At 72.1% G+C, this 19,440-nt stretch carries 18 protein-coding genes and 1 tRNA gene; 7 read left to right on the top strand and 12 right to left on the bottom strand.

Features of this window, described 5'->3' with window-relative positions; translation table 11 throughout:
- Positions 1–152: 152 nt before the first annotated feature.
- The 3 genes from WME76_RS16765 to WME76_RS16775 form a co-directional block, all read right to left on the bottom strand.
- Positions 153–1,601, bottom strand: a complete 1,449-nt coding sequence (locus tag WME76_RS16765; protein WP_437961096.1) for a flippase — start codon at positions 1,599–1,601, stop codon at positions 153–155.
- 244 nt (positions 1,602–1,845) lie between these two features.
- Positions 1,846–1,918, bottom strand: a tRNA-Gly gene (locus WME76_RS16770).
- A 124-nt stretch (positions 1,919–2,042) separates the two neighbouring features.
- The gene (locus tag WME76_RS16775; RefSeq protein WP_437961097.1) at positions 2,043–2,579 is read right to left on the bottom strand and encodes a hypothetical protein; all 537 of its coding nucleotides are present in this window, start codon (positions 2,577–2,579) and stop codon (positions 2,043–2,045) included.
- 225 nt (positions 2,580–2,804) lie between these two features.
- On the opposite strand from WME76_RS16775, the gene WME76_RS16780 reads away from it, so the two are divergent.
- Complete coding sequence (locus WME76_RS16780; RefSeq protein WP_437961098.1) at positions 2,805–3,107, top strand: hypothetical protein; 303 nt, start codon at positions 2,805–2,807, stop codon at positions 3,105–3,107.
- Between the two features lie 351 nt (positions 3,108–3,458).
- Here the strand turns inward: WME76_RS16780 and WME76_RS16785 are convergent, their stop codons facing one another.
- The 6 genes from WME76_RS16785 to WME76_RS16810 form a co-directional block, all read right to left on the bottom strand.
- Complete coding sequence (locus WME76_RS16785; protein WP_437961099.1) at positions 3,459–4,097, bottom strand: sterol desaturase family protein; 639 nt, start codon at positions 4,095–4,097, stop codon at positions 3,459–3,461.
- Positions 4,098–4,329: 232 nt separating this feature from the next.
- On the bottom strand, positions 4,330–5,484 hold the full coding sequence (locus tag WME76_RS16790; protein WP_437961100.1) for an iron-containing alcohol dehydrogenase: 1,155 nt from the start codon (positions 5,482–5,484) through the stop codon (positions 4,330–4,332).
- Positions 5,481–6,842: a glutamine synthetase family protein gene (locus WME76_RS16795; protein ID WP_437291760.1), complete on the bottom strand. Its 1,362-nt coding sequence runs from the start codon at positions 6,840–6,842 to the stop codon at positions 5,481–5,483. The genes WME76_RS16790 and WME76_RS16795 overlap by 4 nt, the downstream gene beginning before the upstream one ends.
- A gap of 90 nt (positions 6,843–6,932) precedes the next feature.
- On the bottom strand, positions 6,933–7,547 hold the full coding sequence (locus tag WME76_RS16800) for a hypothetical protein (RefSeq protein WP_437961101.1): 615 nt from the start codon (positions 7,545–7,547) through the stop codon (positions 6,933–6,935).
- Complete coding sequence (locus WME76_RS16805) at positions 7,540–9,336, bottom strand: serine/threonine protein kinase (RefSeq protein WP_437961102.1); 1,797 nt, start codon at positions 9,334–9,336, stop codon at positions 7,540–7,542. Before WME76_RS16805 ends, WME76_RS16800 begins: the two co-directional genes overlap by 8 nt.
- 216 nt (positions 9,337–9,552) lie before the next feature.
- Positions 9,553–9,780, bottom strand: coding sequence for a hypothetical protein (locus tag WME76_RS16810; protein ID WP_437961103.1), 228 nt, complete (start codon positions 9,778–9,780; stop codon positions 9,553–9,555).
- 1,216 nt (positions 9,781–10,996) lie between these two features.
- Between WME76_RS16810 and WME76_RS16815 the strand changes: the two genes are divergently transcribed.
- From WME76_RS16815 to WME76_RS16835, 5 genes are all read left to right on the top strand, one after another.
- Entirely contained in the window at positions 10,997–11,230 is a 234-nt protein-coding gene (locus tag WME76_RS16815; protein WP_437961104.1) for a prevent-host-death protein, read from the top strand.
- Between the two features lie 130 nt (positions 11,231–11,360).
- On the top strand, positions 11,361–11,582 hold the full coding sequence (locus WME76_RS16820) for a hypothetical protein (protein WP_437961105.1): 222 nt from the start codon (positions 11,361–11,363) through the stop codon (positions 11,580–11,582).
- 30 nt (positions 11,583–11,612) lie between these two features.
- Positions 11,613–12,857: a hypothetical protein gene (locus WME76_RS16825; RefSeq protein ID WP_437961106.1), complete on the top strand. Its 1,245-nt coding sequence runs from the start codon at positions 11,613–11,615 to the stop codon at positions 12,855–12,857.
- 210 nt (positions 12,858–13,067) lie between these two features.
- Positions 13,068–14,621, top strand: coding sequence for a hypothetical protein (locus WME76_RS16830; RefSeq protein ID WP_437961107.1), 1,554 nt, complete (start codon positions 13,068–13,070; stop codon positions 14,619–14,621).
- Positions 14,622–14,716: 95 nt separating this feature from the next.
- Positions 14,717–15,493, top strand: a complete 777-nt coding sequence (locus WME76_RS16835) for an ABC transporter ATP-binding protein (RefSeq protein WP_437961108.1) — start codon at positions 14,717–14,719, stop codon at positions 15,491–15,493.
- Positions 15,494–15,504: 11 nt separating this feature from the next.
- Here WME76_RS16835 and WME76_RS16840 read toward each other — a convergent pair whose 3' ends face one another.
- On the bottom strand, positions 15,505–16,422 hold the full coding sequence (locus WME76_RS16840) for an LpxL/LpxP family acyltransferase (RefSeq protein ID WP_437961109.1): 918 nt from the start codon (positions 16,420–16,422) through the stop codon (positions 15,505–15,507).
- A 315-nt stretch (positions 16,423–16,737) separates the two neighbouring features.
- On the opposite strand from WME76_RS16840, the gene WME76_RS16845 reads away from it, so the two are divergent.
- Positions 16,738–17,376 carry a response regulator transcription factor gene (locus WME76_RS16845; protein ID WP_433937184.1) on the top strand — a complete coding sequence of 213 codons (639 nt, stop codon included), beginning with the start codon at positions 16,738–16,740 and terminating at the stop codon, positions 17,374–17,376.
- Positions 17,377–17,458: 82 nt separating this feature from the next.
- Here the strand turns inward: WME76_RS16845 and WME76_RS16850 are convergent, their stop codons facing one another.
- A complete protein-coding gene (locus WME76_RS16850; RefSeq protein ID WP_437961110.1) occupies positions 17,459–17,731 on the bottom strand; it encodes a hypothetical protein in 273 nt (90 codons plus the stop codon).
- Between the two features lie 153 nt (positions 17,732–17,884).
- A complete protein-coding gene (locus tag WME76_RS16855) occupies positions 17,885–19,414 on the bottom strand; it encodes a pre-peptidase C-terminal domain-containing protein (RefSeq protein WP_437961111.1) in 1,530 nt (509 codons plus the stop codon).
- Positions 19,415–19,440: the final 26 nt, after the last annotated feature.

Below are 19,440 nucleotides of genomic sequence, written 5' to 3' on the forward strand. Positions count from 1 at the left end.
AGACCCGTGGCGACCGGCATCTCCGGCGAAAAATGCGGAATCTGGATCGCCCCTCGTTCCGCGCGCGCGCACGGGAGGGCGCGCTCGCCGGGCCCGCCCGCGGCGGACATCGGTCGCGCCGCGGGGCCGGCGAGGCGGGCGCCGCGCGCGGGTCACGCCACCGCGGCCGGCGAGGCGCGCACGCGGCGCGCGAGCAGCGCGCGCAGCTCGCCGAAGGAGACGGCGCGCAGGGCGACGAGGAGGACGACGTACACGGCGACGCCCACCGCCATCGACGCCCACATCCCGGCGAGGACGCGCGCGGCGTAGGCCGCGCTGGCCATCACCGCCGTCGCGGCGAGGATCGCGGCGATCCGGCCGAGCTCGACGAACTGGGCCCAGCGCGCGGTCATGCCCCACGACGCGATCAGCGACCCGGCGCTGACGGCCAGCGTCGCGCACGCGGCGCCCAGGGCGCGGTAGCGCGGCAGGAGGAGCAGGTTCAGCGCGATCTTGGCGATGAGCGTCACCGCGAGCATCTGCACCATCGCGACCTCGCGCTTCGCGGCGAGCAGCGGCAGCGTCACGACCTGGAACGCGAAGGTCACGGGGACGCCGCAGGCGAGGATCCGGAGGACGTCCGCCGACGGGGCGTAGTCGCCCGTCGTTCCGTAGACGAGCCGGATGATGTCCGGCGCGAGCAGCGCGACGCCCGCGGCGACCGGCAGCCCGAAGAGCGCGGCGACGAGCATGCAGCCGCTGTAGAGGCGCCCGAACGCGTCGCCATCCTGGGTGTAGAGGCGCATGCCCGCGGCGAAGGCGGCGCCGAGCAGGACGTCGGGGAGCATGCGGAAGTTCTCGCTGAGCACCCAGGCGGCGCTGTAGACGCCCACGGCCTGCTCGTCGCAGAGGGCGCGGAGCATGACGCGGTCGGCCTGGAGGAGCGCGCTCGCGAGCGCGCCGAGCGCGCCGATCGGCAGGCTGCGCTTCGCGATCTGCCAGAGCTCGGCGGGGGGCGTCGCGAACTCCGGCCGGTAGAGCCGCGAGCGGAGGTAGTGCGCGGTGATCCCGAGCTCCAGCACGTTGCCGAGCAGGAACGCCGCGGCCGCCGCGACAACGCCGAAGCCGAGCGCGAGCAGGGCCGCCGAGAGCGCGATGACGAACAGCCTGGCGCCGAGCTCCGCGTAGAGGATGTACTGGAAGCGCTCGTGGGCCTCGAACGAGAGCCACATGGTCGAGTAGAGCAGCGTCGCGAGCTGGGACGCCGCGGCGAGCACGACGAGCTGCGCGCCGACGCCCGAGCGGGTCGCGAGCACGACGGCCACGGTCGCGCCGAGCACCAGCGTGCCGGTGACGCCGCGGATGGCGAGCGCCGCGCCGAGGTGACGTGGTCCGAGCTCTGGCCGCACGGCGACCTCGCGGGCCAGGTATCCCCTCACGCCCACGCCGGCGGCGATCGTGACGATGCTCGCGATCGCGAGCGAGGCCTGGAACTCGCCCCAGGCGGCGACCCCCACCCTCCGCGCGAGGTAGCCGACGAACACGACGCCGAGGACGGCCATGATCGCCTGCTTGAGGAGCATCAGCGCCGCGTTGAGCGCGATGCGCCGGCCATCCTGCATGAGCACCTCCGAGTGTCCCAATGTTGTGGGGCACCGCTGTCCACGCAGCGGGAGGTACCCGGATTCAGGCGTCGTGCGCCCCCAGAGGATGTCCGTCTCGCGCAGCGCGCGAGCGCCGGTCGTCCGCTCCTGAGCTCAGCTCAGGGAGACGCCCCGGAGGCGTCGGAGCACGAGACGCTCCTCGGCCTCGCGGCATCCAACGGCAGGAGGACCGCCAGCGCAAGGGGGGGCCGGTGATCCTCGGAGCGGGACACGGGATTCGAACCCGCGACCCTCAGCTTGGGAAGCTGATGCTCTACCAACTGAGCTAGTCCCGCGTGAGGTGGAGGAAGCTTCTATCGAATCTCGAGCCGCAGAGCAAGCCCCTTCCTCTGCTTTTTCGATCCGGTGCGCGCGCAAGGCGGGCGCGTCGAGCAGGCCGGCGCGCGGCGCGCGCCGCCCTCACCGGCGCGCGCGCAAGGCGGGCGCGTCGAGCAGCTCGCCGGGCAGCGGCGCGCGCCGGCGGATCATGCTGTCGCACTCGCTGGTCGCCTCCGTGATCGCCCTGGTGATCTCGGCCGTCCCCGCGTCGGGCGGGATCCACGGCAGGTTCTGCAGCGTGGGCCTGTCGGGCGGCAGCCAGCGCAGGCTCCTCGTCACGAGCACGACCGGGTGGTTCGTGCCCACGAGCTCGGCCGCGAGGCGCGCGCCGCCGAGCGGGGCCGGCGGTAGATCCAGGCAGACCAGGCACGCGTCGAACCGCTCGGTCGCCGACGCGAGCAGGGCGTCGTCGATCGACGATGCGTCCACGATCTCGACGTTCTCCAGCGCGGCCTCGATCGCGCGGGCCAGCGGATCGCAGGTCGCCGCGCGCGCGTCGTGCGCGAGCAGGATCTTGAAGCTGCGCACCGAGCGCGGTCCAGGCCGCCGCGTCTCGACGACCTGCAACCTCCCGGACGCCAGCGTCGCGCGCTCACGAGCGGCACGTCGAGCGGTCATGGACTCCCCTTCCTCGGTCACAGCAAGGCGACCGTACTCCAGGCTAACACCCCTTGAGCTCAAACTGACCAACCTTTATATGGGGACGCGTCTCTTTCGGGACATGGCTCCGGGACAGGGTTCCCGAGAAAGCTCCCGGGCGCTGCCCGAGCACGCTTCCCGGGCACGCCGCGTCGCGGCATGCCGACATGGTTTTACGGAAACATCTACGAAGGACGGTTACGCATGAGTCGGTTCCTCATCTCCACTCCTTGCGAGTGCCAGGCAAGCCTCTCAGCCACCCTGGACGAGCACCGGCACGTCACCGCCGGGTGGGCCACCCGGGCCCCCCGCGGTCGGTCGGCCTCCGGTGAGGCCGATCGGGAGCTCGCGCCGGCGCACAGCATCAACGCCCACCTCGACCGGTTCGACGTGGCGTGGCTGTGCCCTTACTGCGGGCGCAACACGCTGCGGACCTTCTATGCCGGCGCGATGAGGCGGCTCCCCGACGTGCCGGCCGGTCAGCCCGGCACGACCCCCTCGCTGTGAAGCGCCCGCTGAACCTCGATCTCCTCGCGACGCACGTCAAGCAGGCCCGCCCGCCGCGCGCGTGAGCCCCGGCGGGCGCCGCGCGATCGTCACGCGATCGCCGCGCGCCTGGCCCCCGGCCGCGCGCGCGGCGATCGCGCACCGCGGCGAGCCGACCCGCCGCCCCCTCCCCCTCCTCTCGTCGACGCTCGATCGGCTCGGCGCGACGCCGTCGCGCCGCATCGTCCACGCACGCACAGGCGTCCAGGCGCGACCGATTCACGGCCTCTCAACCCACGGCGCCTCTGACCGATTCCCACGCTCCCGACGATCACACACGCGCGCTCCGGAGCCCGCGGCGCGCTCTCCCGGTCAGCTCCCTTTTCCCGGCTGCGAGGTGCCCATCGTCCCGAAGACCCAGTCCCAGAGCGGCGACGACACGCCCCACCGCGCGTGCTCCCCGGTGTGGTGATGGACCATGTGATGGCGCTTGATCCACTTCCCCCAGCGAGAGCTCATGCGGAAGTGGTGAATGGCATAGTGCGTGCCGTCGTACACGAGGTAGCCGAGGCCGAAGCCGGCGAACAGCGGATCCGCTGGAACAGGGCCAAAGACGACGCGGAACAGCGTGTAGAACACGACGCCGAGCGGGATGCTGGCGCCGAGCGGCATGACCAGCCGGTCGGCGTCCTGCGGGAAATCATGGTGCACCCCGTGGAGGACGAAGTGCATCCGGCGCTGCCACAGGCGCGGCCCGACGTAGTGAAACACGTATCGATGCAGGACGTACTCGGCGAACGTCCACAGGAACAGGCCGACCAGCACGAGCCCGATCCCCTCCAGCAGGCCGACGCCGTTGCGCGCGCCGCGGACGACCAGATACCCGTAGACCGGGAGCCAGAAGACGAACGGCGTGATCGGATGAATCCGTGAAAACCGCTCGATGAGCGGCGTCTCGAACATCTGGCATGTCGCTGGACGCGCGGTGCGCTCGGTGGTCGTCACGGTCATCGTGCCCCCCTGCTACCTCATTTATCCATTGTCGGCCAGAGGTAGGCCGGCCCCCAGCGACCCGCTGGATGCCGGCAAATGGCCGAGATCCCGTCGCGGTCAGCGCCTCGTCAGCGCTGCGTCGACGGCGCGGGGGCGCCACCCGACCGTCGCGGGCGCGGCGCGCGCACGTCGCTCGGCGCGGCGCGCGTCCGGCGCGAGGGTCGCCGGACGGCGCGGCGCGGCGCGCGCGTCAGCCCGCGAAGGAGGCCTCGTAGAGCTGGCGGAGATCCTCGCGCGAGCACGGGCGCGGGTTGCACGAGTGGCATGCGTCCTGAGCGGCGAGGTCGGCCAGCGCGTCGAGCTTGTCGCGCGGGACGCCGGCCTTCTCGAGGCCGGCCGCCAGCCCGATGCGGGTGCGCAGGGCGCGGATGGCGTCCGCGCAGGCGGCCGCGTCCTCGGGGCCGCCGAGGAGGGCCGCGACGCGGGCGAGGCGCGGCCCCGCGGCGGCGACGTTGAACTCGACGACCGGCGGCAGGCAGAGGGCGTTCGCGAGGCCGTGGTGCAGCCCGCACTCGCTCGAGAGCGGGTGGGCGAGCGAGTGGCACGCGCCGAGCCCCTTCTGGAACGCGACGGCGCCCATCATCGCCGCCTTCATCATGCCGCCGCGCGCGTCGAGGTCATTGCCGTGCGTGACCGCGCGCTCGAGGTGCGCGGCGGCGAGGCGGATCCCCTCGAGCGCGATGCCGTCGGCCATCGGGTGATCGCCCTTCGAGACGTACGCCTCGACGCAGTGGGTGAGCGCGTCGAAGCCCGTCGCCGCCGTGAGGAACGCCGGCATCGACCGCGTCAGCTCCGGGTCGAGCAGCGCGGCGTTCGCGAGCAGGTACGGCGAGAAGATCACCGTCTTGCGGTGGTTCACGTCGAGCGTCACGACGCCCGAGCGGCCGACCTCGCTGCCGGTCCCCGCGGTGGTCGGGATGGCCAGCATCGGCGGCACGTCGGGCGTGATGAAGCGATCGCCGCCCGTGGCGTCGTCGTAGTCGACGAGCGGCCGGCCGTGGTTCACGCCGAGCCGGACGAGCTTGCCGACGTCGAGCGGCGAGCCGCCGCCGAGCGCGACGACGAGATCGGCGCGCGCCTCGCGGAACGCCGCGACGCCGTCGTGCACGTTCTTCTCGATGGGATTGCCGAGCACGTCGTCGAAGACGGCGACCTCGACGCCCTCCTTCCGCAGCGACGCGGCGACGGGCTCGAGCAGCCCCGAGCGGACGACGCCCTTGTCCGTGACGATCAGCGCCCGCGACGCCCCGAGCCGGCGCGCCTCGGCGCCCGTCTGCCCGACGACGCCGACGCCGAAGAGGATGCGTGTAGGAAAGCTCCAAACCGTGAACTGGCTCATGGTCACACCGCCTCGAAGTAGCGCTTCAGCTCCCAATCCGTGACCGCGCGATCGTACTGCCGCACTTCCCAGTCGCGCGTCCTGACATAGTGCTCGACGAACGTCTCGCCGAGGATCTCCCGGGCCTTCTGGCTGCCCGCGAGCATCCGCGTCGCCTCGGCGAGCGTGCGCGGCAGCGACAGGCGCGAGGACTCGGCGGACGACGCGTCCCCCGAGGCCTGCGGCGGCGGCTCGACGCCGTGCTCGATGCCGTGGAGCCCCGCGCCGAGGCACGCGGCCATGGCGACGTACGGGTTGATGTCCGCGGCCGTCTGGCGGTACTCGACGCGCGCGCCGGGCGTGCCGAGGCCGATGAGGCGGATCGCCGCCGTGCGGTTCTCGACGCCCCAGCTCGCCGTGAGCGGCGCCCAGACGCCGGGCACGTACCGCTTGTAGGCGTTGATCGTGGGCGAGTAGAGCGCCGTCAGCTCGGGCATGAGCGCGATCTGCCCGCCGACGTAGTGGCGCAGCGCGGCCGGGAGCCTGTCGGGCGCCGACGCGTCCTCGAAGACGTTGCGGCCGTCCTTCCACAGGCTCTGGTGCAGGTGGCCGCTCGAGCCGGGGAGCTCGGCGTTCCACTTCGCCATGAACGTCACCGAGAGGCCGTGCTCGTGGGCGATCTGCTTCATCGCGACCTTGAAGAGCGCGGCCTTGTCCGCGGCGCGGAGCACGTCGTCGTAGCGGATCGCCGCCTCGTACACGCCCGGGCCGGTCTCGGTGTGCAGGCCCTCGATCTCGATGTCGAAGGCGCGCATCTGGTCGAGGATGGCCGCCATGAGCTTCTGGTTCTGGCCCTCGCGGACCCACGAGTAGCCGAACATGCCGGGGCTGAGCGGCGTCAGGCCGGCGAAGCGCTTCTCGTGCAGCGAGCGGGGCGTCTCCTCGAAGAGGAAGAACTCGAACTCGCACGAGAACTTCGCCGAGTAGCCCATGCGCTCGCCCTTCGCGATCACGCTCCGGAGCAGCGAACGCGGGCACGCCGGGTGCGGGCCGCCGCGCTCGTCGCGGAAGTCGGCGAGCATCGCCACCGTGTTCGGCTCCCACGGCAGGTCGCGCAGCGTGCTCGGGTCGAGGACCGCGTGCGCGTCCGGGTAGCCCGTGTGCCAGCCGGTGACCTTGGCGTTGTCGTAGAGGACGTCCGCGATGTCCCAGCCGAAGATGACGTCGCAGAAGCCGAAGCCGCTCCCGAGCGCGCTCTTCAGCTTCTCGAGGGAGACGTACTTGCCGCGGAGGATCCCGTCGATGTCAAAGCCGCCGATCTTGGCGCGGGTGATGCCCCGCGCTTCCAGATCGGAGAGGAGCTTCTCGGAGGTCGAGGCGGTCATGGGCCGCGACGATAGCAGGGGTACCGGGCGGGATGGCAAGCCGCGCGCGGCGCCTCGCGTCGGCTTGTGTCGGCGTGCGTCGGCTTGCGTCTACTTCACCCGGACGCTCTGGATCGGGTAGCGCTCCGCGAGCGGCACGAGCACGCGCTCGACGATCTCGCGGACCCGGACGTAGCGCCGGTGGTTCGTGACGGCCGGGTTTCGCTTCGAGTCGACGACGCCGATGCGGATGTCCAGCGAGCGCGCGTCCTCGACGCCGCCCGTCACGAACGCATCCGGGTGCACCTTGTCGAGCTCGGCGTTGAGCTCCGCCGTCTCGGGGACGGCGCCGGCGAAGGTGACCTCGAGCGCCTCGCCCAGTCCGTTCAGCACGGCGTTCAGGTTCTCCACCGGGAACGGCTGGCGCGCGAGCCACGCGACGACGGCGCGCCGCGCGCCGCGCAGCGCCACGCTGACGACGAGCGCGATCGCCAGCGGCGCGAGCACGAGGCCGCCGAGCGCGCGCGCGACCGAGGGGCCGGCGTCGCGGCCGAGCGCGCCGAGGAACGCGAGCAGGAAGACGCCCGAGGCGAGCGACACGAGCGGGGGATCGGTGAGCACGCCCCACCGGGAGGTCGACGCGTTCATCAGCCGCGTGAAGCGGGCCGACACGCTCTGGTCGGCGCGCTGCTCCGCGAGCGCGCCGCCGGGGGTCACGTCAGGCATCTCCGGGATCTCCGAGCATGCGCCAGAAGAACAGGCCGACGCCGACGAGGAGCAGCACGCCGGCGACCCAGAACGCGCGCACCGGGCCGAAGCTCAGCGCCTCGCCCGATCGCTTGATGATGAGGTCGGCCACCGTGAGCACGCACGCGAACACGATGCAGGCCGCGGGCAGGGCGAGCTGCTGGAGGAGGCTCGGCCCGGCGAGCGGCTTCGGATCCGGGGGGCGCGGCCGCAGGTCCGCCGGCGGGCGCGCCGACGGCCGGTAGCGGGTCGACGGCATGTCCGACAGCGGGCGCACCGCGGGCGCCATCGAGGTCGCGCGCGGCGCCACGCTGAGCGCCACCTCCAGCGGCGGCGCGCTCTCCATCATGCCCATGCCGCCGGCGCGCGCGCGCGTGCTCGGCGGGGCGCTCTCCATCCCGACGACGCGGGGGAGCACGCCGACGGGCGTCGACTCCGCGAAGCCCGCGCGATCGTCGCGCACCACCCGGCCTCGCGCGCTCCCGGGCACGCCCTCGGAGGCGAGCGCGCCCACGCCGCGACCCATCGCGCCCATCGCGCCCATCGCGCTCGCGGGCGGCCCCTCGGGCAGATCCATCTCGAGGCCGGCCGAGTCCGGGGGCGGCGCCGGGCGCACGCTGCTCGCCGGGCCGTCGCGGCGGCCGCCCTTCGGCGGGCGCATCGAGGCGGGGGCCATGTCGAGGTCGATCTCCAGCGACCCGCCGTCCGCGGGCGCGTCGAGCCAGACGTGCGCGGCGCGTTTGACCTGCGGGGCGGCGCGCATCGACGACGACGGCGGCGGCACGGAGTACCCGTCGTCCGCGGAGGCCCGCCCGAACGTCGGCGCGACCCCCATCGCCGCCTCCAGCTCCGACCAGAACGTCTCGATGTCCCGCGTGCGGTCGCGCGGGCTCACGGCGAGCGCGCGCTCGAACACCGCGTCGACCTCCGGCGGGATGTTGGCGCCCTCGGTCCGGGGGGTGGGACGGCGCTTCACGTCGAGCGCCGTGCCCATCATCGCCTGCGCCTCGCCCTCGATCACCTGCCGCCCGACCAGCGCCTCGACCATGGTGAGCGCAAGACCCCAGACGTCGGTCCATGTTCCCGCCTGCCCGAACCGCTTCGGCGCCCACTGCTCCGGGGCGCCGTACGCCGGGGAGAACGCGTTCAGCGGGTCGCCGTTCGTCACCCGGCCGACGGCCTGCTCGGCGAGCGTCTTCGCCTGGGCGATGCCGTAGTCGAGGATCTTGAGGCGCTCGGTGCCCTCCTGCGTCGTGATGAAGATGTTCTCGGGCTTGAGGTCGCGGTGGATGATCGACACCGTGCCGTTCGGGCTCGGGAACCGGTGCGCGCGCGCGATCGCCTGGGCGATGGGGCGCATCATCTTCATCAGCCGGTGGAGCGGGATCGGCGGCTCCCGGTTGAGCCTGCGCCGATCGATGACCTTGTCGAGCGACTCGCCCTCCAGCCACTCGAGGGCGAGGAAGGGGACGAACTCCCCACGCTTCAGGTGCAGCACGTCCACGTGGAGGGGGCGGACGACCTCCGGGATGGAGGCGGAGAGCCGGAAGAGGAGCTGGGCCTCCTCGCGGAATTTCTCCAGGAAGAGCTGGCGCTCGCGCGGGGTCTTCGCCTCGGAGACCTTGAGGCATTTCAAGGCGACCGGCGCGCGGAAACCGGCATGGATGGCGCGGTACACCACGCCGAATCCCCCCTCTGCGACCACCTGCTCGACGTGGAAATTACCCGCCTGCGTGGTCCCGACGATGCCGAAGACGTCGTCCGCCATGCTCCCTGAGCCATAGCGCACGGCGCCGCTGGACCGAAGGGCGAAACCGAAATTCCCTGTTCGATTGTGCCACCGTCGCATCGCGCGGGATGCGCCGAGGTGGCCAGATGAGCGCGGAGGACGGAGGGAGGAGAAGCGAGCGAGGCGGGCGGCTGGACGTGATGCGGGCGGGTTCGCCGGCGGGACCTGGCGGCCCGGCGGCGGGGGCGCGCCGGTTCAGCTCCCGAGGTGCGAGGAGGCGTCGCGGCGGGACTTGTCTTCCTCCTGGAGGATCGAGAACACCAGCCCGGCGCCGATGATCGGGAGGAGCCAGACGAGCTGCGCCTGGTAGACCTTCTGCTTGGGCTCGTAGACGCGGCTCCGAAAGACGCGCACGGTCACGTAGATCTGAAAAGCAAGGAGCGCCGCGAGCGCGGTGCCGATGAGGATATCGAAGAGCGTCATGGCTGGGTGCGCACCAGCCTAGCCACGGCGGGCTCCCCCGCAAGCGGCCGGAGGTTGCCACGGTACGTTCGTCCGGGTCGCGCCGGACGGGCGCGGGCGCGATCGGTGGGGTCGAGAGGCGTCTCGGCATCCCGATCGCCGCTCGGCAGTCCCTCGCCACCTGCCAGCTCGCGCCGAGCGCCTCGCGGCGGGATGACAAAGAAAGCCATCTTACATAAACCGCCGCCGGGCGGCCCCTCGCCGCATTCCAACTCGCGCCGGACGCCTCTCGGTGGCCCCATGACGTAAGACGGCTTACGTCGAGACGCCGTCCGGTGGGCCCTCGCCGCATCCAGACGCGCGCCAGGCGCCTCCCAGCAGCATGCTGGAGCAAGATGGCTTACATGAATTGCCTCCGGGTCGCCTTTCGCGGCATCCCAACTCGCGCTGACCCCCTCTCGGCAGGCCTTTCGAGTAAGATAACTTACATTGATACGCCGAGCGGCGGCCTCTCGCCGCACTCCAACTCGCGCCGGGCGCGGCCACGGCTCGTTCTCCTTCTTCTCCCGAGGCCGGGCTGCGTGCGCGCGGGGATGCGCCGCTCGGTCTGCTGGGCTGAGCCCGCTGCCAGACTCCAACACTTCCCGGCGTCCGCCAGCGACTCTTGCCGATTCCTGAATGGCCGCCTCGCTCCAGACGGACAATCTGGTGCCTGGTACCGCGGGTCAGAAATCCTGCCAGGGATCTACCTCGTGAGAGGAGAGAGAGAGAGAGATTTTAACGCAAAGACGCAAAGGCGCAAAGACGCAAATCTGTTCTTTTTTTGCGCCCTTGCACCCTTGAGTTGAAATCGCTCTCCGGATCCCAGGCTGGACTCCTGGTGGGCGGAACCAGGGTCAGGTTCGGACGCGACCTTGAGGCGCTCTCGTTCGGGAAGCGACAGAGCGGCGGCGAGGATGTCCTGAGTGGGATCGGCCATTGAGGTGTCCAGCTTACCTGGGATTGCACTGCAGATCGACCCGTCGAGCTACGCCGGGCCAGCTCAGCACGGCAGCATGCATTACGCCCTAGCTCGCCATTCGTGCCGGAAGATTGGCCAGACGTCCCCTTCCGCCCGCCTTCGTCCGTCCACCCCTGGCCCCGCCCGGCGGGCTACGGACCCTCGGCTCCACCGTCCGCTCCGTCCAGCGGCCTCCGGAGCATGGACGTTCTACCCCCGATGCCGCATCCTACGTGAATGCAAGCGCTCAAGATCCAGGTGCTCGTGGACGACGCCATCGTGCGCGCCCTGCCCGCCCTCTCGCCGCTTCGTGGGCAACGCGTCGAGCTCATCGCGCTCGGCGAGGCGCAGCCGCCGGCCCGCATCGCGCCGGTCGCAGGCGGCTTGCGCGGGCAGATCGAGGTCAAGGACGACTTCGATGCACCTCTCCCTGACGACATCCGGCGCGCGTTCGAGGGAGACGAAGCTTGAAGTGGCTGCTCGACACGCACGTCGTGATCTGGTTTGCCGCCGATCCTGGACGCTTGCGACGGGACACCTGGCTCGTCACGTCGGATGACCTGCTGCGTGCCTGTCAGATATCGATCCAACGGGCATGTCCATGAAGGTTCACAAGCTCGACGTGAACGTCGCTGAAGACCGCCATATCGCATTCACGCTTCCAGAGGACTTCCCCCCAGAGGACGGCCGAGGTGATCGTCCTCTCGTGCCGCCCACGAAGCGCATGCTGGCGTGGGTGCTCGGGTCGCTCGGCCGCGCCAGCCCGCCGCCGCCCGAGGTTGACCCGATCGCCGAGCTCCACCGGGCGCGAAATCCCGGCTGAGCTCCGGAACCCTCGTACTACAGTTCGCCCGTGCCTCGCTCTCGACCCGGCCTCCGCGCCCGGCGCACCTCGACGCCGGCCCCCCCTGGCCTCCGGCGCGGCCGCGCCCTGCTCGCGGGCGCCTCGCTCGCCGGCGCCGCAGCGTGGATCGCCGCGGCGTGCTCCACGCCGTCGTCCGGGGTCGACGGCGGCGATCTGCTCGGCGTCTTCGAGCGGGACGCAGGCGCCGGCGCCGCCGCGGCCGACGCCGGACAGCCCCGGACGGCCGCGGCCCAGAAGGACGCAGGCGCCCGCGCGGCCGGCTCGGCCGCCGCCGCCGCGAAGCCGCCGAAGCCGCCCGAGGCGAGGCCGCCCAGCGAGGGGAGGTGCGTCGCCGAGCAGGGAGAACCAAGGCGAGAGCTGCGCAAGACGCTGGGCAGACCGCCGTGCCGCGGCGCCCAGGTGCTCGAGGCGCGCGACGCCGAAGGGTCGCCCCGCTACGCCTGCGTGATCGCGCCGAGCGGCGTGGAGACGCGCGCGCCGCTGCCGCTCCTCGTCTTCTTCCACGCCGAGGGCGACAACCCGACCGCCGTCGACAAGGAGACGGGCCTCCGCAAGCTCGGCGCCACGTGGAACCTCACCGGCGACCCCGCCCACGCAGGCTTCATCGTGCTCTCGCCCCAGGGCCGCGCCTTCAAGAACCCGACCCAGGGCGAGCGCGAGCGTGGCTCGAAGACCTACACGCCGATCGCGCCGTTCGACGTCGACTTCACCGGCGACGCCAACGTCGACGTCGCGACCGTCGACGCCTTCATCGACCAGCTCCTCGAGAAGAAGCTCGTCGACCGGCGCCGCATCTACGCGCTCGGGGACTCGTACGGCGGCCACATGGCGGCGACCTACGCGATGATGCGCGCCGACCGCGTCGCGGCGTTCGCGACCTTCGGCAGCGACGCCCCGCCGGCCACGTGGGCGTGCCCGGGCCCTCCCCCGCCCGCGATGGCGATCTACCGCGCGTGCGACGACGTGTTCCCATGTGAGTCGGTCGAGCGGTGGCTGCGCGCGCGCGACACGCAGACCGCGCAGACCGCGTTCCTGCGCCTCGACGAGGCGAGCAGGGACGAGCCCCACTGCGCCCTGAGGAACCGCTGCTCCGCGAAGAAGGGCGCGATCAACCACGCGCGCTGGCCGAAGCCGCGCGAGGCCGACCTGCTCCGCTTCTTCGCAGGGCACACCCTCGCCGTCAGCGCAGACACCGCCACCCCGGCTGAGACCGCCGCCGGGCGCGCCCCCTGAAGCGATGAACGCACACCCGACGCGCGCCGAAGAACGCTGACGTCAGAAGCGCACGCTCACGCTGCTCAACACACGTCGGCGCCGGGCTTCTTCGCACGTCCACACCGCAAGCATCGCGTCGCAGCGTTGAGCGGAGCGGGCGTGTTGTCGTAGTGTTCCTCCCCGATGTCTGCTCAGGCCCAGGTCATCCTCACCCCGTTGCCAGTCGGCATGTCCATCCCCGCCGGCACGCTCCGCGCCGAGATGGATTCGCGCCGCGCGGCCGGTCGTCGCTTCGATATCCGCGAGGCCATCGGCCTCGTCGTGCCGCTCTGCACGCAGCTCCACGAGCTGCACGCGCAGGGGCGGACCCTGTTCGTGCACCCCTCGTCGCTCGCCTACCGCGCGGGCGGCGCGCTCCAGCTCGTCGAGGAGCTCGCGCACGCCGCGCCCGCCCTGCCCCGCGACCGCGCCTGCCTCGCGCCCGAGGAGCGCAAGGGCACCGAGGGCGACGCGCGCGCGAGCGTCTTCGCGATCGGCGCCATCCTCTACGAGCTGCTCACCAGCAGCAGCGTCGGCCCGGGGATGCGCCGGCCGGCGGACGTGATCCCCGACATCCCGCCCGCGCTGGAAACGGTGCTCGGCAAGTCGCTGGTCGCCGATCCGAAGCACCGCCCGGCGGACCTCGCCGCCCTCGCGCAGGCGCTCTACCAGATCGTCCCGAGCGCCTCGTCGATGCCGCCGAGCGCCGACACGTCGCACCTCGACGGCGACGGCGACTTCGAGGTCGACATCAACCTCTCGATGATGCCGCCGGGCGGGCACGGAGAGGAGGCGCGCGTCCCGTCGGCCCCGTCGCTGCCGAAGATCCAGGCGGTGTCCGGCGACGGGCCGTTCGCGGTCGCCATCCCGGTCGCGCAGCCGCAGCGCCTGCACGGCAACGACCCGACCCGCAAGCTCGCGGACCTCAAGGCGGCGCTCGAGTCCGATCCGCGGCCGCGCTACGTCGTCATCAAGGACGGCATGGACCACGGGCCGTTCTCGAGCGTGGAGCTGCTCCAGCAGATCGCGTCCGGATCCTTCACGGGCGAGCAGGTGCTGCGCGACACGTTCTCCGGGGAGGAGCGCGCGATCCAGGACTGGGAGGAGTTCGCGCCGTTCGCCGAGCAGGCGAAGCTGAACCGCGACATCGTCCAGGAGAAGCGCGCGCTCGACGCCGTGGTGTCGGCCGAGAAGCAGGGCACGCAGTACAAGGCGCTGCTCGGGATGGCGCTGATGGGCGTCATCCTCGCCGCGGGCGCGGGCTGGTGGTACCGCGAGCGCAGCCACAAGAAGGAGCGCGAGCTCGCGGTGCAGGGCGCGACCGACCGCGTCGCGATCGAGGTCGACGCCGGCCTCGGCAGCGCCAAGGCGGCGCGCGCCGGCGGGGGGGCGCGGCCGAGCGGCGGCGGCAGCTACCCGACGCTCGGCGGTGGCCTGAGCTGCGAGGCGGCGCAGGCGCGCTACGTCGAGGAGTACAAGCTCGGCAACAACGGCCCGCCCGATCTCACGGCCGGCGCCTACGGCAACGTGCTGAACCGCGGCAGCTACCTGAACGCGTGCGGCGTGCCCTCGAGCATGGAGGTGAACGTCTGCGCGGCCGTGCAGAACGGGCGCGCCGTGGGCGTCACCGTCACCACGAGCCCGTCGAACCCGGGCATCGCGTCCTGCATCGCCGGGCAGATCCGCGGGATCTCGTTCCCGTCCCACCCGCGCCTCGACGTGGCGCGGACGACGTTCAAGTAGCGAAGCCATGACGCGGACGCGCGCGCCCTCCCCGTCAGCGGGGCCATGGTAGCGCGCGCGCGCCCCCTCCCCGCGAACAGGGCTATGGTACGGGCGTGAGCGCCCCTTCCCCGGCGACCGTGGCCACGCGACCGATGATCCAGATCGAGCAGCTGACGAAGAGCTTCGGGGGCATGCCCGTCCTCCGGGGCGTCGACCTCGCCGTGCCCACGGGCTGCCTGTACGGGCTCATCGGGCCGGGCGCCTCGGGCAAGAGCGTGCTGCTCAAGATGATCACCGGGCTCCTGCGGCCGGAGCGCGGGCGCGTGCTCGTCGACGGGAAGGACGTGCACGCGCTCAGCGAGATCGAGCTCCAGGCGTTCCGGCTCAGGTTCGGGATGCTGTTCCAGAACAACGCGCTGTTCGACTACATGACGGTGGGAGAGAACATCGCGTTCCCGCTGCGGCGGCTCTACGACCTGAGCGAGGAGGAGATCGAGGAGCGCGTGGCCGAGCGGCTGCGCGTGGTGTCGCTGGCGGGCTTCGAGGACCGGACGCCGGCCGGCCTGTCCGGCGGCCAGAAGAAGCGCGTCGGCGTCGCCCGCGCCACGATCGCGCGCGGCGAGATCGTCCTCTACGACGAGCCCGCGGCCGGCCTCGACCCGGTGACGTCGCAGCGCATCTTCGACCTGCTCCGCGCCGAGCAGCGGGCGATGAACGCGACCGTGGTGATGGTTTCCAGCGACCTCGACCGGCTGCTCACGGTCACGGACCGGGTGGGGATGCTCTACCGCGGCCGGCTCATCTTCGACGGCACCACCGAGGAGGCGAAGGCGAGCGACGACCCGCGCGTCAGGCAGTTCGTCCACGGCCTCACGGAAGGTCCGCTCTAGAACACGCTCGCTCAGCCCGCCGCCGGCGCGACGGGGCCGTCGGGGGCGAAGTGGAACCACTGCGTCGGGTGGGCGCGGAGGAAGCGCTCCATCGCGCCCATCATCTCCGCGGCCGCCCTGTCCCGCTCCTCCTCGGTGGCGCGGCGGGAGAGCCAGATCGGGGGCGCCACCACGGCCTCGTACTCGAGGAAGCCCAGGCGGTGCGTGAACACCGGCAGGATGGGCGCGCCGCTCATCGCGGCGAGCGCGATCGGGCCCTCGGGCGCGCGCCAGCGGGCGCCGAGGAACGGGACCTCGCGGCTGCGCATCCCGGGCGGCACGCGATCGATCTGCATGGCGACGACGCCGCCGCGCCGCAGGTGGTTGAGCAGCGGCAGCGCGTCGAGCGGCCCGTCGCCGATGTGCGCCACCTGCACGCCGGCGCGCCGCCGCGCCGCGTCCTGGATGGCGCGCGCCTCGGCGTCGCGCTCCCGCTGCATCGCCAGCATGACGCCCTCGGGGTGCACGACGCCGAGGATCTGCCCGGCGATGTCCCAGCCGCCTGTGTGCGCCGTGACCATGAGGATCCCCCGGCCGGCCGCCGCGCACGCGTGGTAGTGCTCGACGCCCCGCGAACGCCGCTCCACCGCGTAGCCGCGGCCGCTCGTGAGCAGGAGCGCCTCGGTGATGCAGCTCCCGTAGGTGGCGAACACCGCGGCGGTGTCCAGCATGTCGGCCATGCGCGACCGCGGGCCGCGCAGGCGGCGGAGGTTCTGCTCGACGCGCCGGCGCAGCTCGGGGAGCGCGGCCGCGAAGAGCACGCCGAAGACCGGCGGGCTGTGGCGCACCCAGGGCTCCGGCCCGCGCGTGACGCCCGCGGTGAGGGCCCGGCGCCAGAACGCCGAGTCGGGTCGTAGACCGGAGAGGAGAGCTCCGCGCAGGCCAGGCATGAGGCAGCCTATCTAGCGCAAACATAACGGCCACGGGAGAGGCTTCGACCGGAGCGCCCGGACGCCTGGACGACGGAGCGACCGAGGAGCGCCCCGGCTCGCCGAACGAACGGCCGTTCCCGCTGCGAGCCTCGGATCGCCAGGCTGCATGACGAACTGGCCCTCTCGCGCTCGTCCAAGGCGCTCTCGCGAGGAGGCCAGTCCGGCACCGCAGGAACGAAATCGACGCTGCCAGGCGGCTCCTTACCGAGAAAACAGGTTCGTGGAGTTCAAACGGCTTTGATACAAGGCAATTTGGTAAGGGGGGCCGTCAACATGAATATCCTGCTCGTCGATGATCAACACGTCGTACGGGAAGCGCTGGCGCACGCGCTCGCGTCTCAGCCAGGGGTGGGCGAGGTCGTTCAGGCTGCGAGCGCGAGGGAGGCGCTCGGCGCGCCGGAGCTCCACCGCTGTCAGGTGGCAGTGGTCGAGCTCTGCCTCGCGGATCACAGCGGGATCGAGCTGATCCGGGAGCTCAAGGGGCTCGCGGAGCTGCGCCTCGTGGTGCTCTCGATGCACCGCGACGAGTTCCGCGTGGCCGAGGCGATGCGGGCCGGCGCGGATGGATACCTGTCGAAGCAGAGCCGGCTCGCCGACCTCGTGGAGGCGCTGCGCACCGTGGTCCGCGGGCGCACCGCCGTGTCGCCGGACGTGAGCGCGGCGATGGTGCGCGCGCTCCAGCGGCGCGACGCGGCCTCGCGCGGCGACATGGTGGCGTCGCTGAGCGACCGGGAGCGGCAGGTGCTCCGGCTGCTGGCGATGGGCCGCTCGGCCAAGGAGGTCGCCGCGCAGCTCTCGATCAGCGTGAAGACGGTCGAGACGCACCGGGCGCGCCTCTGCGCGAAGGTGGCGACGCACAGCGTGGCCGACCTGACCCGCCTCGCGGTGCGCTCGGGCCTCGTCGAGGCCTAGGCTCCGCCCGGGCGGCGGCCGGGGCGCTCGGGGCGCCCGGGGCGCTCGGAGCGCTCGCTCGCGCGGAATGCCGCGCTGCGGCTCACGCCGCGGCGGTGGCCGCCCGCGGGGCGGCGCGGAGCGCCGGCAAGGTCTTTCCGATCAGCGCCGAGCCGATCGCGAACCCGGAGAGCGTGAGTCGCATCCGGAGCACGTCCACCATGCCCTGGCGGTGGAGCAGGGTCAGCGTGCTCCGGACGTCCTTGCGGCGAACACGCAGCGTCTCGACGAGCGACTCGAGGGTCTCGGCGCGTCCTTCGCGCTGGGCAACGGCAAGCGCCTGCAGGAGAGTTGCGGCAACAATTTTCTTGTCCATGAGAGCACCCTAGAAAGGGTCCCTGTGGAGTGCCCAATTTCCGGCGACGATTTTTTGTGCAGAGATGCCGCTCGCCCGTTGGATGACGGGCCCCCCGTACTCTGCTCATCCTGCGCCTGATACCCACCTCGGGGATGCGCGTCGGGGCGGGAACTACGGAGTCGTGTAGCTCGCGTTGAGCTGATACGTGCTGGTCGTGTAGCCGTTCACCGAGATGAAGGCCTGCGTCTGGCCCGCGGGGACCGTCAGCGAGCAGGTCTCCGCCGCGCCGTCCTTGTACGGGCGGCAGTCGTACAAGGCCGCGGTCGGCGCCGCTCCGAACCTCAGGTAGAGGTCGGGATCGCCCGAGCCGGTCATCCCGAGCTCGAAGCGGGTGCCTGGAACCACAGCGAGGGGCCCGTGGGAGGCCCACGCGCCCGCCGCGAGGCTGCCGCTGAACGTGGTCGACGTCGCCCGGCCGCCGCCGCCGCTGCTGCCGCCGCCGCTCGACCGCGTGTAGGTCACAGCCACGTTGAACGTGGCGCTCGTGTAGCCCCGGACCTTCACGAACGCCTTGGTCTGTCCGGCCGGCACATCCAGCGTGCATGTCTCGGACGCGCCGCCGGTGTACGGGCGGCAGTTGTAGGCGCTCGTCGTCGGCGCCGCCCCGAACCTCACGTAGAGGTCGGGGTCGCCCGTGCCGGTCATGACGACACGGAGGCTCGTCCCCGGCGTGACGTCGAACCCGGCGCCCGACCCCACGTCCACGAACGCGGAGCTGGCGATGCTGCCGCTGAAGTTCTCGGTCGTCGGCGTGCCCCCCGTCCCGCCGCCGCCGCCGCCAGCACCGCCGCCGCCACCGGCACCGCCGCCGCCGCCAGCACCGCCGCCGCCACCGGCACCGCCGCCGCCACCGGCACCACCCCCGCCGCTGGGCGGGCCATAGAGCGCCTGGACGCCCTGGATGTCCTTCGCGGTGAGCACGAGGCTCCAGTCGTCGATGCCGTTGCACTGGGGATAGTGCATGACGGACGCCACGTCGTAGGTCGTCAGCGCGCGCCAGTTGTTGTCCTCGAAGCAGGCTCCCGACTCGGGGCGCGTGTGCTCGTGGCGGAAGCCGAGCGTGTGCCCGAGCTCGTGCCGCAGGACCGCCTCCAGCGAGGGATCCCCCGCTCCGAAGGCGCTGTCGTCGATGAGCACGTTGCGCTCCCGCCGGGAGGTGTCGGGGAAGAACGCCCGCGCGAGGTACTGCCCGAAGACGTTCACCGGATTCACGTCGAAGACCACGGCGCTGTTGGTGGCAGTGCACGCCGCGTCCTGGGCGCTCACGTGGATGAAGTCGACGTCGGCCACCGCCTCCCACGCGCCGGTGGCGGACGTCATCGCCGCCACCACGGCGCCATGTCGGGCGCCGAAGCTCGTGCTCACGCAGTAGGTGAGGCTCTTCTTCTGGCCCGATGCCCAGACCACGTCGCTGCCGCCGGCGCGCTGCACGATGAGGGCGCCGTCGCGCACGTGGGTCTCCCAGAACTCCCGGAGATGCTTGATGTCGACGACAGGCGTGTCGCCGTCGACGATGTAAACACCGGAGTCAGGCTCGCGGAACGTCGCCCGCTCGAACGCCTCGAAGCTTTCCTGGCTGCTTCCGACGGCCACCGCCGGATCGTCCTCCATGTCCGCCACGCAGGCGGCGAGGGCAGACACACCCGCGACCATCACCGCAAGCCGGA

This window comes from Sorangium sp. So ce119 (assembly GCF_051524405.1).
GTDB lineage: Bacteria > Myxococcota_A > Polyangia > Polyangiales > Polyangiaceae > Sorangium > Sorangium cellulosum_G.

Excerpts from the sequence above, each read along its gene's own strand:
- WME76_RS16765 (WP_437961096.1), bottom strand. The coding sequence starts at position 1,601 with ATGCAGGATGGCCGGCGCATCGCGCTCAACGCGGCGCTGATGCTCCTC.
- WME76_RS16775 (WP_437961097.1), bottom strand. The coding sequence starts at position 2,579 with ATGACCGCTCGACGTGCCGCTCGTGAGCGCGCGACGCTGGCGTCCGGG.
- WME76_RS16780 (WP_437961098.1), top strand. The coding sequence starts at position 2,805 with ATGAGTCGGTTCCTCATCTCCACTCCTTGCGAGTGCCAGGCAAGCCTC.
- WME76_RS16785 (WP_437961099.1), bottom strand. The coding sequence starts at position 4,097 with ATGACCGTGACGACCACCGAGCGCACCGCGCGTCCAGCGACATGCCAG.
- WME76_RS16795 (WP_437291760.1), bottom strand. The coding sequence starts at position 6,842 with ATGACCGCCTCGACCTCCGAGAAGCTCCTCTCCGATCTGGAAGCGCGG.
- WME76_RS16800 (WP_437961101.1), bottom strand. The coding sequence starts at position 7,547 with ATGCCTGACGTGACCCCCGGCGGCGCGCTCGCGGAGCAGCGCGCCGAC.
- WME76_RS16805 (WP_437961102.1), bottom strand. The coding sequence starts at position 9,336 with ATGGCGGACGACGTCTTCGGCATCGTCGGGACCACGCAGGCGGGTAAT.
- WME76_RS16810 (WP_437961103.1), bottom strand. The coding sequence starts at position 9,780 with ATGACGCTCTTCGATATCCTCATCGGCACCGCGCTCGCGGCGCTCCTT.
- WME76_RS16815 (WP_437961104.1), top strand. The coding sequence starts at position 10,997 with ATGCAAGCGCTCAAGATCCAGGTGCTCGTGGACGACGCCATCGTGCGC.
- WME76_RS16820 (WP_437961105.1), top strand. The coding sequence starts at position 11,361 with ATGAAGGTTCACAAGCTCGACGTGAACGTCGCTGAAGACCGCCATATC.
- WME76_RS16830 (WP_437961107.1), top strand. The coding sequence starts at position 13,068 with ATGTCCATCCCCGCCGGCACGCTCCGCGCCGAGATGGATTCGCGCCGC.
- WME76_RS16840 (WP_437961109.1), bottom strand. The coding sequence starts at position 16,422 with ATGCCTGGCCTGCGCGGAGCTCTCCTCTCCGGTCTACGACCCGACTCG.
- WME76_RS16845 (WP_433937184.1), top strand. The coding sequence starts at position 16,738 with ATGAATATCCTGCTCGTCGATGATCAACACGTCGTACGGGAAGCGCTG.
- WME76_RS16850 (WP_437961110.1), bottom strand. The coding sequence starts at position 17,731 with ATGGACAAGAAAATTGTTGCCGCAACTCTCCTGCAGGCGCTTGCCGTT.